The sequence below is a fragment of the Vibrio taketomensis genome (assembly GCF_009938165.1).
GTDB lineage: Bacteria > Pseudomonadota > Gammaproteobacteria > Enterobacterales > Vibrionaceae > Vibrio > Vibrio taketomensis.
The window spans coordinates 1,663,842-1,678,840 of record NZ_AP019649.1 but is presented as its reverse complement, the minus strand read 5'-3'; the positions used below and the strand labels follow the sequence as shown (position 1 = coordinate 1,678,840).

General features: G+C 44.4%; 13 protein-coding genes. 8 read left to right on the top strand and 5 right to left on the bottom strand.

Annotated elements, in window-relative coordinates; translation table 11 throughout:
• The first annotated feature begins 59 nt into the window (after positions 1–59).
• Complete coding sequence (locus Vt282_RS07690) at positions 60–323, top strand: DUF4115 domain-containing protein (RefSeq protein ID WP_162063042.1); 264 nt, start codon at positions 60–62, stop codon at positions 321–323.
• A gap of 221 nt (positions 324–544) precedes the next feature.
• The gene (locus Vt282_RS07685) at positions 545–1,078 is read left to right on the top strand and encodes a GNAT family N-acetyltransferase (protein WP_162063041.1); all 534 of its coding nucleotides are present in this window, start codon (positions 545–547) and stop codon (positions 1,076–1,078) included.
• A 51-nt stretch (positions 1,079–1,129) separates the two neighbouring features.
• On the opposite strand, the gene tyrS is transcribed toward Vt282_RS07685, so the two are convergent.
• Together tyrS and Vt282_RS07675 are read right to left on the bottom strand one after the other, a co-directional pair.
• Positions 1,130–2,386, bottom strand: coding sequence for a tyrosine--tRNA ligase (tyrS, locus tag Vt282_RS07680; protein WP_162063040.1), 1,257 nt, complete (start codon positions 2,384–2,386; stop codon positions 1,130–1,132).
• Between the two features lie 79 nt (positions 2,387–2,465).
• Complete coding sequence (locus Vt282_RS07675; protein ID WP_232055032.1) at positions 2,466–3,272, bottom strand: helix-turn-helix transcriptional regulator; 807 nt, start codon at positions 3,270–3,272, stop codon at positions 2,466–2,468.
• Positions 3,273–3,503: 231 nt separating this feature from the next.
• On the opposite strand from Vt282_RS07675, the gene Vt282_RS07670 reads away from it, so the two are divergent.
• Positions 3,504–4,091, top strand: a complete 588-nt coding sequence (locus Vt282_RS07670) for a hypothetical protein (RefSeq protein WP_162063038.1) — start codon at positions 3,504–3,506, stop codon at positions 4,089–4,091.
• Positions 4,092–4,135: 44 nt separating this feature from the next.
• Here the strand turns inward: Vt282_RS07670 and Vt282_RS07665 are convergent, their stop codons facing one another.
• The 3 genes from Vt282_RS07665 to Vt282_RS07655 form a co-directional block, all read right to left on the bottom strand.
• Complete coding sequence (locus Vt282_RS07665; RefSeq protein ID WP_332057922.1) at positions 4,136–5,029, bottom strand: DMT family transporter; 894 nt, start codon at positions 5,027–5,029, stop codon at positions 4,136–4,138.
• 85 nt (positions 5,030–5,114) lie between these two features.
• On the bottom strand, positions 5,115–6,080 hold the full coding sequence (locus Vt282_RS07660) for an aldo/keto reductase (RefSeq protein WP_162063036.1): 966 nt from the start codon (positions 6,078–6,080) through the stop codon (positions 5,115–5,117).
• A 122-nt stretch (positions 6,081–6,202) separates the two neighbouring features.
• Positions 6,203–7,642 carry a DUF2867 domain-containing protein gene (locus tag Vt282_RS07655; protein ID WP_162063035.1) on the bottom strand — a complete coding sequence of 480 codons (1,440 nt, stop codon included), beginning with the start codon at positions 7,640–7,642 and terminating at the stop codon, positions 6,203–6,205.
• A 137-nt stretch (positions 7,643–7,779) separates the two neighbouring features.
• Here Vt282_RS07655 and Vt282_RS07650 point away from each other — a divergent pair, with 137 nt between their 5' ends.
• The 5 genes from Vt282_RS07650 to nhaA all read left to right on the top strand — a co-directional run bounded on the left by Vt282_RS07650 (position 7,780) and on the right by nhaA (position 14,947).
• Positions 7,780–9,153, top strand: coding sequence for an MATE family efflux transporter (locus Vt282_RS07650; RefSeq protein ID WP_162046240.1), 1,374 nt, complete (start codon positions 7,780–7,782; stop codon positions 9,151–9,153).
• 121 nt (positions 9,154–9,274) lie between these two features.
• Complete coding sequence (locus Vt282_RS07645) at positions 9,275–9,946, top strand: ABC transporter ATP-binding protein (protein WP_162046241.1); 672 nt, start codon at positions 9,275–9,277, stop codon at positions 9,944–9,946.
• A complete protein-coding gene (locus Vt282_RS07640) occupies positions 9,927–12,380 on the top strand; it encodes an ABC transporter permease (protein ID WP_162063034.1) in 2,454 nt (817 codons plus the stop codon). Before Vt282_RS07645 ends, Vt282_RS07640 begins: the two co-directional genes overlap by 20 nt.
• On the top strand, positions 12,381–13,499 hold the full coding sequence (locus tag Vt282_RS07635; protein ID WP_162063033.1) for a lipocalin-like domain-containing protein: 1,119 nt from the start codon (positions 12,381–12,383) through the stop codon (positions 13,497–13,499). It begins immediately after the preceding gene.
• A 302-nt stretch (positions 13,500–13,801) separates the two neighbouring features.
• Positions 13,802–14,947 (top strand): Na+/H+ antiporter NhaA, encoded by a 1,146-nt coding sequence (nhaA, locus tag Vt282_RS07630; protein WP_162046244.1) that lies wholly within the window; start codon positions 13,802–13,804, stop codon positions 14,945–14,947.
• Positions 14,948–14,999: the final 52 nt, after the last annotated feature.

Here is a 14,999-nt window from a genome sequence, read left to right as displayed (position 1 = left end):
ATCATGGTATTAGGTGGGTGCTCGGGTTCAGTTTGGTTAACGGAGAACAATATTCATCGTTGAAACTCAAATTTAGTGGCGATTGTTATGTTTTTATCAAAGACTTGGCGACAAACGATACCATTCTGCAAGGGTTATATCTTGATGGCTCGTATGTTTCGCTGAACGTTTACCAAGGGAAAGCATATAAAGTGGTAATCGGTTATCCCGCGCACACCTCAGTCAAATTTAATGATCAAGTTGTCGCTCTCGCTGATAACGATAAGATTCAGTCTCTTTCTGTCCGTTTTGAAACTCTATCGCTAAGTCCAAGTAAAGAGTAATGACTCGGAACAGATGGCGAATTTTGATGGTTAATCGCTGTGATAAGTTGGCGAAAGTAGAGCATAAAGATTTGTGAGAAATAAATTAATAGCATCGTAATATTACAAATAGTTTTAGTTCGCAAATGGCAGTAAAGAGAGTTGCATGAGGAGAGTGACTCGCGCAAAGTGGATGGTAAAAAGTATCATTTTTCATGCGGTTATCCTTAATGGAGTAGGATATGGAATCTAATCGAATTAAGCTCGTTCCACCATCAATGGAACTTCAACCAGAGATGCTGGATGCTATTCAATTCAGTCAAATGGAACTGTCTGAGTTCTTACCTTGGGTCCCCCATGCTTTAAGTGATGACGATTCCAAGCAAGCCACGAAACAGGCAATTGCGAATTTTGTGCAGTTTGAAAACGAACTTCGTTACTCGATTATAGATAAGCAAAGCGAGCGATTAGTGGGTGTGATAGGGCTAATGATTCGTGATTTAAGCGTACCATTTTTCGAAATAGGTTATTGGCTTCGTAGCGATTGCGTTGGCTTAGGGTATATTTCAGAGGCAATTAAGTTAGTAGAGCAATACGCATTTGATACCCACAATGCCAAACGGATTGAAATACGAATTGCTGAAGCCAATGCCAAAAGTCGCGCTGTTGCTGAGCGATGTGGATATCGCTTAGAGGCGAGTCTTGTTAATGAGCGAAGATTACCTAATGGACGACTTTCCAATACGGTCGTGTATGCTAAAACCAGTTGTCGATAAGTAAATGGATGAAAGGCAAGCGCACACTTTATTGCGCTTGCCTGTTAATGTTTAATTAGAGACGCGTTTCACTAGGCAGAAGTGTTTTTTGCCACGTTGTAGCAACCAGTATTGATCGAACAGAGCAAAATTGAGCTCTGGGTTATCGTCTGTTGCTTTTTCACCATTTACGCTAATCGCGTTATTTGCGACCAGTTCACGTGCAATACGTTTTGAGTTTGCTAGTCCAGATTCAATTAACAACTCAACTAAGTCATTTTTCGCTGAATGTACGCAAGGTAATCCATCTAACTCTAACTGTCTGAGCTCGGTGAGATTTAGTTGTTGTACGTTGCCACTAAACAGTGCTTGAGTAATACGCTGAGCGCTGAGTAATCCTTCCTCACCATGTACAAATCGAGTCATCTGTTCTGCTAAGATTGCTTGTGCTTTCGGTTTACCTTGTGCGCGCTTATCTGCTGCTTCAATTTGAGCTATTTCTTCCACGCTTAAGAACGTGTAGTAGCGCAAAAAGTGATAAACATCTGCATCTTCAGCGCCTAGCCAGAATTGGTAAAAGGCGTAAGGTGAGGTCTTGTTTGCATCGAGCCATACCGCGCCACCTTCCGTTTTACCAAATTTGGTGCCATCAGATTTGGTAATGAGCGGTAGCGTCAAACCAAACACTTGTTCACTATTTTGACGGCGAGTGAGGTCAATACCGCTGACAATATTGCCCCATTGATCATTACCACCGATTTGCAGGCGGCAACCGAACTGGCGATTTAGCTCGGCGAAATCGTAAGACTGCAGTAAGGCATAGCTAAATTCAGTGAAAGAGATCCCTTGATCTGGGCGCGCCAAGCGTTGTTTTACCGACTCACGGCTTATCATAGTGTTAACTGAAAAGTGTTTACCCACATCGCGAAAGAAATCAATCACATTGATGTTCTGCATCCAATCGCCGTTATTAACGATATGAAGTGGGTTTTCAAGCTGCGGGTCCATTAGTTGCTGAATTTGATGTGAGAGGTCGGCAACCCAACCTGCAACAGTGTCGTGTGAGTTTAGACTGCGCTCAGTGGCTTTAAAACTTGGATCCCCGATCATGCCTGTCGCGCCGCCAATCAAAGCAATCGCGTTGTGGCCTGCATCTTGAAAGCGCTTCAGCATAAGCAGTGGTACTAGGTGACCGATATGCAGACTGCCGGCTGTCGGGTCGAAGCCGCAGTAAAGTGTTTGCGGCTCACAAAGTAATTGTTGCAGTTGTTCGAGATCGCTGGCTTGGGCAATCAGCCCACGAGCTTTTAGGTCATCAAGTAAAGTCATTATGTTGCCTAGCTGAGTAGTGTTTTTCCAGACTAAAGGCAAAAGGAGATCTATGACATATCCCTATAGGGATAGTTTTTTACTTTGCTTGTAAGATCAGGTGATTGAGAAACAGCTGAAAGAACTCACTGAGAGATGCGACGTTCAGGCGCGAGTAGATACGTTTTCGATGATTTTTAACCGTGCCTTCGGTGAGTTTTAGCTGCAATGCAATGTCTTTAGTATCAGAACCTTGTGCAATCAAGGCTGCGACTTGCTGTTCTCGCTTGGTAAGTAGTTCTTTGCCCAAAGAAGCCAATGCTTGCTCTATCGCTGCACGGATTTGTGTTGCGTGAAGATGACGATCGCTTACAGGTTGGGCTAAGGCAAAGTCACTTTGTTTCCAATGTTGCTGACAAAGTGACTGAATTACCTCGAAGTATCGACGTAATTGCGAGATCTTAGCTGAGCTGAAGCGGTTATCTTGTCTGGTCGCACCAAGATAAATAACGACCCATCGCTCTGGTGCTACCTCAATTAATAAACTGATCTCATCTTGCCACCCAGTTTGACGATAGAACTGATCACAATAGTCTTGATAGTCGAGATTGTGGCGTACGACTTCTCTGAGTGTAAAGACGCCTTGCTTTCGGTCTGATACCAGTTTTTGATAAAACGGGTCGTTTTGAAACGAGCTAGTTAGGTAGTGGTGAAAGAGTAAATCACGTTGGTTTTCAATCGAATCATAAAGATGAATAGGGTGTTTACCTTCTCGGTAACCAACGATAACCGCACAGTCAAAATGAAATAGAGCGCTGATATAACGCATCAATTTCGATGTGAAGTGGGGGGAGTTTATGGCGGAAATAGTTTCAGCTAAGTGCTGGTTATGATCGGAGGTTCGCATACGAAGTCTTTGTGGTATCAATTGCTTGCAAGCATAGCGTAATCTTACAGCGAGTATAAATAAATTAAAGTAGTAGCCACTTTATTTCATAATAAGCACAGCGATACGCAATATGGACCCGCATTTTATTAAATCAGGCATCTAACGCGCACTTGAGTATGCAATTTATACCAATTGGTGACGAATTTGTTAAAGTGTTGAAGGTTAGGATCGTGTATTCAAGGAGGAAAAATGACAAGGATTCTTAGTATTTTAACGATGTTTATTGTTCTTGGTGGCTGCGTTAATCAAGAGCCCCATCAAGCAGAATCCTCACAAATAAAGCCAGCCAAGGTTAACTTTGTGATTGGTAATGTGACACCGTCTTTTGATATTAAGTTATCCCGTGGTTCACTTGACGATGGTGTTTTTAAAGAAGATTGGTTTTCTACCCTTCAATATCGCATGACCGAAGATCAACGTTATATTGTAGGAAGTGCTGAAGAGGGCGCAATTATCGCTGTAACCTCCGTCAAAGCAACCGATGCAGGTGGCAACCATTTAGGAACGTTCACGCCATGTAATCAGACGCTAGTGTTTCAACTACCACGAGGTTTTGAATCTGTGTATGTAACGGATATCTATTATGATTGGCACAACGTCGTGATGTACCCAGTGTTTAAAAACAATATCCACGTGGCGAAAGATTATTTTAAAAGTAATTTGGGATTTGGTATTTATGGTTTAGCACAAGCCACTCACCGAAACCTTGACGCGGACTTATATCGAGACTGCGAAACTCAAAATGTTCACCCCTTGGTGATGACTCGTCCATTTTAGATAGGTTTGCAGAACGAATGGGAAGAACGGGTAGGCTCTTTCCATCAATTCTTTTTAATTCGTCGCCAAATTCGGCCATCAATCGCTGATAGGCCAAGAGCAATCAAAGTCATTCCAATGAGATGAATTACTTTGAATGATTCGCCTAAAAAGGTTACTCCAAGCAGTATCGCAGAGACAGGGACTAATAGTGTGACTAGCAGTACATTTGTTGCCCCTGCCAATTCCAAAATCTTAAAGTAAATCATATAGGCAAATGCAGTTGAGAATACCGCAAGGGCGATGATTGCACTCCAGGTATGCAGATTGACACTCGTCCATAACCCCTGTGGTGCCGTGTAAAGTGCAATGGGAAGCAACACCAAACTTGAAGCGGTCACTTGGCCAGCTGCAAGCATGATTAAGCTTATATTCATTGCTTTAAAGCGTCGCCCCCACACACTTGCAAATGCATAACTGATACTCGCGCCAACAATTGCCAGTTGTGCGATAAGAGGGGAATCGCCCTTGAGAGCAGGCAGACCAATCATTACCACTACGCCAATAAAGCCCGTGATCACGCCGATTAATTTTAACGGAGTAGGTTTTTCATCGGGAAGCAGTAGCCCTGCGACGATGACACCAAAGATAGGCGTAGCGGCGTTAATAATTGAAGCAAGGCCTGATGCAATTTGCGTTTGTCCCCACACGATAAGTGAGAAGGGAATAACGTTATTCAGTAAGCCCATACCGAAGAAAGCTAACCATGCGCTAGAACTAACCGGAGGGCGGTGCCCAAGCAGCAGTGCGATGATCCAAAGCGTTGCAGCGGCAAGGCTAACACGCAAGGTGACAATAATTAGCGGTGGTAATTCTTGTACTGCAACCCCAACAAAAAAGAACGAACCACCCCATAATACGGAGAGCAGAATCAGTAAGCTCCAGACTTTGGCGTTCATAGTGTGATTCGTTGATGAGGTCATAGGGTATTCCGGTGTTAATAGTGCGATATCTTAATCCTAACGGTATGCTCGAAAAGCATGACTAGACTAACGTTGCGCCTTTAAATGCGCCAATAGGAGCGATGTCGTCTAGTTGTTTCAATGTGTCGTCGCTGAGCTTGACCGCTAATGCTTGCAAGTTTTCGTCAATTCGCGCTGTTTTTCGGCTACCTGGAATGGGGATGATATTATCACCTTGCGCAACGAGCCAAGCCAATGCCAATTGTGCAGGTGTAATGCCATACTCTGCTGCGATGGTTTTGATGGCTTCTAGTCGCTCAAGATTGCTCGCGAAATTATCCCCCTGCATTTTAGGGTTGTTATTACGAAAGTCATTCGCATCCAACTGTTGTACTTGTCCAGTAAGGAAGCCTGCGCCAAGAGGTGACCAGCAAACGAGTGCTGCGCCAATTTGATTGATAGCAGGAAGAATATCCAGCTCAGCTTCACGCCTAAACAGAGAGTATTCATATTGAACAGCACTGATTGGATGGATAGCATTGGCACGAATGATCTGATCAGCAGTGACATTTGAAAGACCAATCGCTTTTACTTTCCCTGCTTTTACCGCATCTGCCATGGCCGCGATGGTTTCTTCAAGAGGAGTATTAGGGTCGAGATAGTGTGCATAGATAAGGTCGATCTGTTCAACACCTAAGCGCTCTAAGCTGTTATCAATCGCACGAGTAACATATTCTTTGGTTCCATTGATAGTCAGAGGAAAGCCCCAGCCTGTATCAAGCTGACTACCGTTTTGGTCCTCCTCAAACACAATGCCGAATTTGGTAGCAATAAATGCTGGCATATTGGTTTTGGTGAGTGCTTGTTTGATGAGATCTTCATTATGACCTGCGCCATAAGCATCAGCGGTATCAATCATCATCCCTTGTTCGATAGCGTGCAGCAGAGTTTGTACTGCTTGGGTGTCATCACTTTCTCCGTAGTAGCCCTCAAGTCCCATTGCACCATAGCCGATTTGTTTTACAGAGCTGAATACTGAATTCGTCATTTTATCTCTCCACTTGTGCCAACATTAACTGGATAAGAACTATCCTACACAACTGATTATAGAGATAATTCATATCGAGTAGGTGAGTAAAACCAAAAATATTATTAGGCAAAAGCTAATAATTAATGATTTATTAAGTGTTTCGCTTTGCGCACGATTGCACGTACCATACCTTTGAATATAAAAAGATGAGCGGGCATCATGGCAAACCAGTAGAGTAAGCCCTTAAACCCCTGCGGGTGCCACCATGCAGTAATGGTTAAGCTGCGTTTATCACCCAAGTCGGCAATCGAGAACTCTAATCGTCCCAATCCAGGACCTTGCATGCCGAAAAGTAGTGATAGAAACTGATTTGGTTCACATCGAATGACTTTCCAAGAGTCGATGTAGTCACCAATTTTAAGCTCCGGTCCTTCCGGTGTGCGTCTCAGCGGCTTTTGCCCACCAAAGAAAATATCAAGCCATTCACGAGTACGCCATAAGACGTTAGCAAAGAAGTAGGGGTCGTCGAGGTTGCCAAGCGTTTTGATTACTTGCCACAGTTGTTCGGCACTCAAGTCTGTTTCAATCGTGGCGCCCGTTTGTTTTGGGTAGTAACCATACCCAGTTTGCCAGCGCTTTAGTGCGGTTGGGTCAAATCCCCACACTTCACTTCGTACAAATGTACCTTCCTGAGCGATGCTTGTTTCAACCATTTGTTGATAACCAATTAAATCTTGCGGAAAACGCTGAGCGATCTGCTGTGAGTCGGCGACGAAATCGTGTTCCAGTCCGGCAAGTAACGCTCGCCCAATGGAAGAAGGGACGGACGTCACCATACCAAGCCAGTATGAGGCGAGGCGAGGTGTCAGCAATTTGCTGGTATAGAGATGATACGGACGTGAAGTGGCATCGCAGATGGTTTTGAATTGTTCGCGATATGAGAGCACATTTGGCCCACCAACTTCATATAACTCATTTTTGCCGGTTGGCTGCGCAGCTAACTGCAACAAGTAGTAATTGAGGTTTTCCAGTGCGATTGGATTGGCTTTGGAATCGACCCATTTGGGGGTAATCAAAACAGGAAGGTTATAGACAAAGTCACACATGATTTCAAAGGCAGCGGAGCCCGGGCCTATGATAACGCCAGCTCTTACCTCAGTGATTGGTACATGAGTCTGGCGCAATATGTCTCCGGTCAGCTTTCTTGCTTGTAGGTGTTCGGAGTGACCTTCTTGTGGTTGTAGGGCACTTAGATAGATTAACTGCTCAACATGGCTGTTTTGCAGAGCAAGTTTTACGTTTTCTGCCAACGATGTTTCATAGTCAAGGAAGTCATGCCCGTGCGCCATTCCGTGCACAAGGAAGAACACGATATCGAATTGAGGGATTAAATCCAGCGTCGCTTGTTGATCGGCTAAGTCGAGATACACCAGTTCGAGGTTAGGGTGAGGTAGTGTCCTCGCTTGAAGATATTCGAGTTGTCTTGCTGTTGCTGTGACGGTGTAACCTAAATCGCATAGGGGATGCAGCAGTTGAGACCCAATATATCCTGACGCACCAATTACGAGTACTTTTTTCATTCTTCCTTGAACCTCTGTAAGCTGCTGACAAATCGTTGTTTATTATTAAATTGCTTTAGCTTTGCGCTTTTAGATGAGTATATAATGTACGGCCGAGATGGCAAATTGAGCCACTCTTCCTATTGAGGTTTACATTGATGTTTTTCTCTCAAGTGATTACCCATACTAATCGCGATTTTGTTCGTCGCCTCATAGCGATTGCTCTGCCTATTACATTACAAAGCATTATGTTTTCTAGCCGCAGTTTAGTGGATGTATTGATGCTTGGGCAGCTGGGAGAGGCTGAAATTGCCGCAGTGGGGGTTGCTGCAAGAGCAACATTTGTAACCACCATTATGTTAGTTGGTGTAACGACTGGCGGTGCCATGTTAACGGCTCAATATTGGGGGGCGGGTAATAAACAAGGTGTGCGCGAAAGTACTGCGTTAACTTGGTTTATGGCCATGCTGTTTGCACTGCTTAGTGTGGCGTTATTTGTCTTTTTCCCGACTGAAATTATGGGTCTAACGACGGACTCGACTGAAGTAAAACAACTTGGTAGCGAATATTTAGTGATCACGGCCATAACCATGCTCGCGGTTGCGTGTGTTGCGAGTATGTCGGTGGGGCTTCGTGCAGTTCATCAACCAGGGTTAAGTACGTTTTTTAGTGGAATTGGTATTCTCTCGAATATCTTCCTCAACTGGGTGCTGATTTTCGGTAAATTTGGTTTTCCTGCTCTTGGTATCAAAGGGGCTGCGATTGCAACGGTCATTAGTGGCGCCATTGAAGTTGCGACGCTCTATAGTTATTTGCATTTCAAGCATCATTTACTCGCGTTCAAACTAAGCGATATTGCTGCAACGCTTAAAATGCACACCGTGATTCGTTTTCTGCGGTTATCACTGCCAACAACACTGAATTTTCTTGTTTGGGCGGGTGGATTGTTCGCCTATCACGCCATCATGGGACAATCTGGCGTTCAAGGTCTAGCGGCTCTTTCAGTTATGACGCCCGTAGAATCAATTTCTTTAGCTTTGCTGATTGGGATGTCGAATGCTGCTTCAGTGTTAGTTGGTAATCAGATTGGCGCGAAGAAGTATGAGCAAGCTTACTATCAAGCGATTGGCATTTTGTTTTTAAGTGCTTTCGCCGCCGTCATTGTCGCCATCATACTCTATGTGAGCCGAGATATGGTTTTGGACTCATTTTCTGCATTGAGCCCAGAAACTCGTGCTTTGACCGATAAGTTCATTGTTGTATTGAGTTTAGGTTTGTTGGTTCGCTGTATTCCGATGATGGCCATCGTCGGGATTCTACGTGCTGGTGGTGATGTGAAATTTTGCCTTTACCAAGACCTTATCGCACAGTGGTTAATTAGTATCCCATTAGCTGCTGTTGCAGCCATTTACTGGAAGTGGCCACCTGAAATGATTTATGTACTCTTTTTGACGGAAGAAGTCGTTAAGTGGGGTGGTTCGCTCTACCGGGTTAAGAGCAAGAAGTGGCTGAAAAATTTGATTGAAAATTAGAAACATAACATTGTTGATATGCAACTTCGTTTGTTATCTGTGATCTGACGTCCAAAATGCTTCCTACTGAGGCTGATTTAGTGTAGATTCACTCCCCAGAATTCTTAATGGTGAGCAGTAAATGTTACGACTAACAGACCTGTGTAAAGGCTATGTGGACGGTGGTGAATTTCATCCAGTTTTACAAGGTGCTGAGTTAACTTTAGCGCAAGGGCAGCAAATCGCTTTGATGGGCGAAAGCGGCTCAGGCAAAAGTACATTGCTCAATCTCATCGCTGGTTTAGACGTTGTGGATTCCGGTCTGATTGAGTTTCCACAATTTATGATGCATGAAGAATCTGAAAGCCGCCGCACTGCTTATCGCCGTAATAACATTGGCCTTATCTTTCAGCAATATAACTTGCTGCCAACGCTAAACATTGCAGACAACATTCGTTTTTGTCGTCAACTTAAAGGACTACCTGAAAATCAGGGGTTGTGGCGCCAAATTTTGTCTGCACTTGATCTGATGCCTTTGTTAGGAAGATACCCAGAAGAAGTTTCTGGCGGCCAGCAGCAGCGTGCTGCGATTGCTCGCGCCTTATACATGGAGCCTAAGATCTTGTTAGCCGATGAGCCGACAGGTAGTCTTGATGAGCGAAATGCAGAAGCCGTAATGCGCTTGCTAACACAATTAACTCGCCAACTTGAGTGTACGCTGCTGTTAGTAACACACAGTGAAAAAGTCGCGGAACACATGGAGGGGAGAGTGCGTCTACAAGGAGGGCAACTTCATGTTATGGCCCGTAGTTAAAGCACTACTTGGCCACTACAGACGTTACCCTTTTCAAATTCTTCTTGTCTGGCTTGGCTTAACACTTGGTGTGTCTCTTTTAGTTGGTGTAACGGCTATCAATGAGCATGCCCGTCAAAGCTATCAACATGGCGAGAAGTTGTTTTCTAACCCATTGCCATACCGAATTCGACCTAAACATGCGGTCAACCAAATACCGCAGGGTTACTATATCCAATTGCGTCGAGAGGGCTTTACCCAATGTGCGCCCTTCAATAGCATCAATATTCATACCGCAAAAAATCTGAACCTTACCCTCGTTGGTATTGATCCAGTTGCGATGCTCTCTTTTGAAAAAACGATTACTTTTCAAGACCTCAATTCTTTAGGGTTGATGAAAGCGCCATATCCCATTTTGGTGAGCTATGACTTAGCCAATTATATGCGCTGGCAAGATGGTGACTCTATTCGCTTGGCTGATGGACGTGAAATTGGTCCATTGCTGATTGACCGTCAGAACCGTTTAAATGGCACGCGTATTATTGCTGATATGGCATTGGTGCGATCGTTGACTAATCGTGCAGGTATTTCGATGATTGGTTGCGCCGAAATGCCAGAGGCTAAGTTAGAAAAGCTTAAGAATGAGTTGCCGCACGGTTTGTCATTGGTTCGTAGTTCTCAAGCTGAATTGCAATCGCTTACCAAAGCATTTCACATGAACTTGAGCGCAATGGGCATGATGGCGTTCTTAGTCGGCTTGTTCATTTTTTATCAAGCGATGTCGCTTTCACTGACCCAACGACAACCTCTCGTCGGTACGTTACGCCAAACAGGTGTTTCCGGCTGGCAATTAGCCCAAGCACTTTTACTTGAGTTATTGGCGTTGGTATTGGGCAGTTGGTTGTGCGGCAACGTTTTAGGTATGGTGCTTGCCAATCAGTTGATCCCAAGCGTATCGGCAAGCCTTGAAGACCTCTATAACGCCAATATTGGCTTAAATATTCACTGGAGCTTGAGATCGAGCTTATTTAGCTTGGCGATGACTTTGATTGGCGCGGTCGCGTCATGTGCATGGCCTTTAGTTCGTTTGCTCCGTTCACAGCCGGCGCGATTGTCCACGCGTCTTTCGCTACTGCGTTTTACCGGAACAGAGTTTACCATTCAGGCATTGATCGCATTAGCACTCGCATTAGTTGCGGTCGCAATTTACCAAGCGCCACAAACGGAGAATTCCGGTTTCATTATCATTGGTTTGATGCTTTTGAGCGTCGCGCTGTTTACACCATTCTTGTTATGGCGATTATTCATCAGCTTTAGCTATTCCATGCGTTGGGTGAAAGTGCGTTGGTTCTTCTCTGATGCTGCAGCCAGTATGAGTTACCGTGGTGTTGCAACAATGGCATTTATGCTAGCAATGGCCGCAAATATTGGGATTGAAACCATGGTAGGTAGCTTCCGCGATACCACCGATAAATGGTTAAGCCAGCGTTTAGCCGCTGATCTTTATATTCACCCTAACAGCAGTTCGGCGGCGCGTTTGAGTTCATGGCTGAGTAAGCAACCAGAGGTCAAATCCGTATGGTGGCGCTGGGAGATTGAATCACCAACGCCTGATGGCGCGTTACAAATGGTCAGTACGGGCGCATCGGAAGGTGAGTTAGAAGCGTTAACCGTAAAAATCGGTATCCCGAATTACTGGTACCACTTACATCACTCTAAAGGTGTGATGGTGAGTGAGTCGATGGCGTTAAAGCAGGGTATTCGTCCAGGCGATTACATTAACTTGCATGGAAAGGCTGGCCAAGGTTGGCAGGTTGTGGGTGTGTACTACGATTATGGCAACCCATACAATCAGGTATTGATGTCACATCGAAATTGGTTGTATAGCTTCGCGGGAAGTGGGTCTGTTGCATTGGGAGCGGTGCTTCAAGATGGCGCGACACCAGACAATTTGAAACAGCGTATGGAGTCAGTGTTTAGACTCAGTGCTGAGCGTATTTTTGATAATGGTAGCATCCATAAGCAAGCGATGTATGTTTTCGACCGAACGTTCTCGATTGCCGACACGTTGGGCAGCATTACATTAGTCATCGCAGTCTTTGGTATTTTCTTCTCTACCGTAGCAGGTGAGGTTGCTCGTCAGCGCCACATCTCTTTGCTTAGATGCTTTGGTATGTCAGGAAAAGAATTGATTATTATGGGTAGTATGCAGCTGTTTGTATTCGGCGCGATCGCAATAATTATCGCGATGCCGTTAGGTCTTGCGTTGGCCAATTTAGTGGTGGATATCGTGATAAAACAGTCTTTTGGCTGGACGTTAGAGCTACAATTTATACCTTCTGAATACCTAAATACGATTGCTTTGGCAATGCTGTCATTGGTCATTGCTGGCGCGATGCCAGTATTGCGTTTGGTGCGTAATACGCCGATGAAATCCCTAAGAGACGCCTTATAAATGAAGCGCAAGTTTTCGATTAAACCGCTAACCCTGCTATTTATTATCTGCTTTTGTAGTGTAGCGTTACTATATTTCAGTAGTGAGTCCAGTGATGGCGAGGTTTCGTCCGACAACGCTCAAGTTAAATTGCTTCTCAATCAGTCGATTAAACCTTTTAAACCCGTCACTGAAGATCAGCCAGTTCTGTTGCCTCGCGACTTTGCCTTAGATCCGCGATTCCAACAGGGTTGGTGGCATTTCTTTGCGAACGTATCCGATGCTAAAGGTACGAAATATGGTATTCAATGGAGTTTTTTCCGTATTTCGAGCGAGCATCAAGAGCTTAACGGTTGGCAAAATTCTCAACTATTGTTGTCTCATATCGTCGTCTCCAGTCAAAATCAAGTTTGGCATGAACAGCGAATTGCCCGAGGAGGTATTGGGCAAGCCGGTGTGAATAGCCATCCGTTTAAAGTTTGGATTGATAACTGGTCGTGGGAGTCATTGGGTGCGACCCCATTTCCTGGCGTGTTGGATGTTGAGACGGATTCATTGAAATTGAGTTTGCAAAGCACCGCGCTTGGGCCTTTTGTATTACCAGGTAAACGTGGTTATGTAAGTAAAAATGCGTCCAATCAATTGGCGTCTTACAATTTGAGTGCGCCATTTATTGATGTATCTGGTGAGCTCTCTTTAGACGGAGGTCCAAGCTTTCATATTGATGGTGAAGCATGGATGAGTAAAGAATGGGGCAGTGGGTTGTTAGGTGATGAACAGCAAGGCTGGGATTGGTTTGTTTTCCATCTAGATCCTCAGAATACGCTCTCGATCCGTCAATACAGAGATCAAAATGCCGGACATCACGTCGTTGCAACCTTATCAACCAACTCAGGTAAGACAATCTCTATTGATGAAAAAGACATCACAATAGAGCCATTACAAACTTCGTTTTTGCAGGGTGACAAAGCGATCCCGTTGCACTGGTCAATCGATATCCCTAAACACAATATTCATCTAAAAGTTTCACCAAATAACACCAACCTATGGCTACCTTTCGTTATGCCATATTGGGAAGGGCCAGTGACAACGCAAGGTAGTCACGTTAGTGAAGGTTTTATGCAGCTCGCGGGTTATTGAACTGCCTCTCAAATTCTCAAGTGGTAAGAATTTTACATTGTATAATATTTGTGAATTATTCTTATGTTTTCTATTATTGTTTGTTGTTAAACCAAAATAACACGGTGTAATCAGAGTGTTATCTCAATGATTGAGTCATTGTGGTATATAAAATCCTACGGAATATGCGCACGGTTTGTTACTTTAATTCGGTTTTTCCGAAGTTAACTATCAAAACAAGCGATTTTTCCTAAGGAACAGTTGGCGATACACTCTTATCCATTGATTTTAATCGAAACGATAATAAGTATAAGGACTATCACATGAGTGATATCATTCGCGATTTCTTCAAAATGGAATCAGCAGGGGGCGTGTTGTTGGTGATCGCAGCAGCGATAGCAATGACCGTAGCGAATTCTCCATTAAACGACACTTATCAGGCATTTTTGCATACTTATGTATTTGGTATGTCGGTTTCTCATTGGGTGAACGATGGCTTGATGGCGATCTTCTTCCTTCTGATCGGTTTAGAAGTTAAGCGTGAATTGCTCGAGGGAGCGCTTAAGTCAAAAGAAACGGCTATCTTCCCAGCGATCGCAGCGGTTGGTGGTATGTTAGCACCAGCATTGGTTTATCTTGCATTCAACTTCGGTGACCCACAAGCGGTTCAAGGGTGGGCAATCCCGGCAGCAACAGACATCGCGTTTGCGTTGGGTATCATGGCTCTGCTAGGTAACCGTGTTCCGGTCAGTCTAAAAGTATTCTTGTTGGCACTTGCGATTATCGACGATTTGGGTGTGGTTGTTATCATCGCACTGTTCTATTCGGGCGATCTATCAACAACCGCATTGGCGATTGGTTTTGCGATGACAGCTGCGCTGTTTGTGCTTAACTCGCGTCATGTCACTAAGCTTCTTCCTTACATGATTGTTGGTGCAATTTTGTGGGTAGCAGTGCTTAAATCTGGTGTGCATGCGACGCTTGCCGGCGTAGTGATCGGTTTTGCTATTCCTCTTAAAGGGAATAAGGGCGAAAAGTCACCACTGAAGTTCATGGAGCATGCACTTCACCCATACGTGGCTTTTGGTATTCTACCGTTGTTCGCGTTTTGTAACGCAGGTATCTCGCTTGAGGGCGTATCCATGGCTGGTTTGACGTCAATGCTGCCATTAGGTATTGCACTTGGCTTGTTAGTCGGTAAACCGCTTGGCATTTTCAGCTTCAGTTATGCTGCAGTCAAAATGGGTATCGCGAAACTGCCGGAAGGTATTGATATGCGCCATATCTTTGCAGTATCAGTATTGTGTGGTATTGGTTTTACTATGTCGATCTTCATTTCATCTTTGGCCTTTGGTCAAACCAATGTCGAGTTTGATACCTACGCGCGCTTAGGTATTTTGATGGGGTCGACGACAGCAGCAATTTTAGGTTACTTCCTACTGCATATCTCGTTACCAAAAAAACGATAAGCAACAAATAGTAAAACGCCTCGGTGAATACCGAGGCGTTTTTTGTTGTATC

Excerpts from the sequence above, each read along its gene's own strand:
- Vt282_RS07685 (WP_162063041.1), top strand. The coding sequence starts at position 545 with ATGGAATCTAATCGAATTAAGCTCGTTCCACCATCAATGGAACTTCAA.
- tyrS (WP_162063040.1), bottom strand. The coding sequence starts at position 2,386 with ATGACTTTACTTGATGACCTAAAAGCTCGTGGGCTGATTGCCCAAGCC.
- Vt282_RS07675 (WP_232055032.1), bottom strand. The coding sequence starts at position 3,272 with ATGCGAACCTCCGATCATAACCAGCACTTAGCTGAAACTATTTCCGCC.
- Vt282_RS07670 (WP_162063038.1), top strand. The coding sequence starts at position 3,504 with ATGACAAGGATTCTTAGTATTTTAACGATGTTTATTGTTCTTGGTGGC.
- Vt282_RS07665 (WP_332057922.1), bottom strand. The coding sequence starts at position 5,029 with ATGAACGCCAAAGTCTGGAGCTTACTGATTCTGCTCTCCGTATTATGG.
- Vt282_RS07660 (WP_162063036.1), bottom strand. The coding sequence starts at position 6,080 with ATGACGAATTCAGTATTCAGCTCTGTAAAACAAATCGGCTATGGTGCA.
- Vt282_RS07655 (WP_162063035.1), bottom strand. The coding sequence starts at position 7,642 with ATGAAAAAAGTACTCGTAATTGGTGCGTCAGGATATATTGGGTCTCAA.
- Vt282_RS07650 (WP_162046240.1), top strand. The coding sequence starts at position 7,780 with ATGTTTTTCTCTCAAGTGATTACCCATACTAATCGCGATTTTGTTCGT.
- Vt282_RS07645 (WP_162046241.1), top strand. The coding sequence starts at position 9,275 with ATGTTACGACTAACAGACCTGTGTAAAGGCTATGTGGACGGTGGTGAA.
- Vt282_RS07640 (WP_162063034.1), top strand. The coding sequence starts at position 9,927 with ATGTTATGGCCCGTAGTTAAAGCACTACTTGGCCACTACAGACGTTAC.
- Vt282_RS07635 (WP_162063033.1), top strand. The coding sequence starts at position 12,381 with ATGAAGCGCAAGTTTTCGATTAAACCGCTAACCCTGCTATTTATTATC.
- nhaA (WP_162046244.1), top strand. The coding sequence starts at position 13,802 with ATGAGTGATATCATTCGCGATTTCTTCAAAATGGAATCAGCAGGGGGC.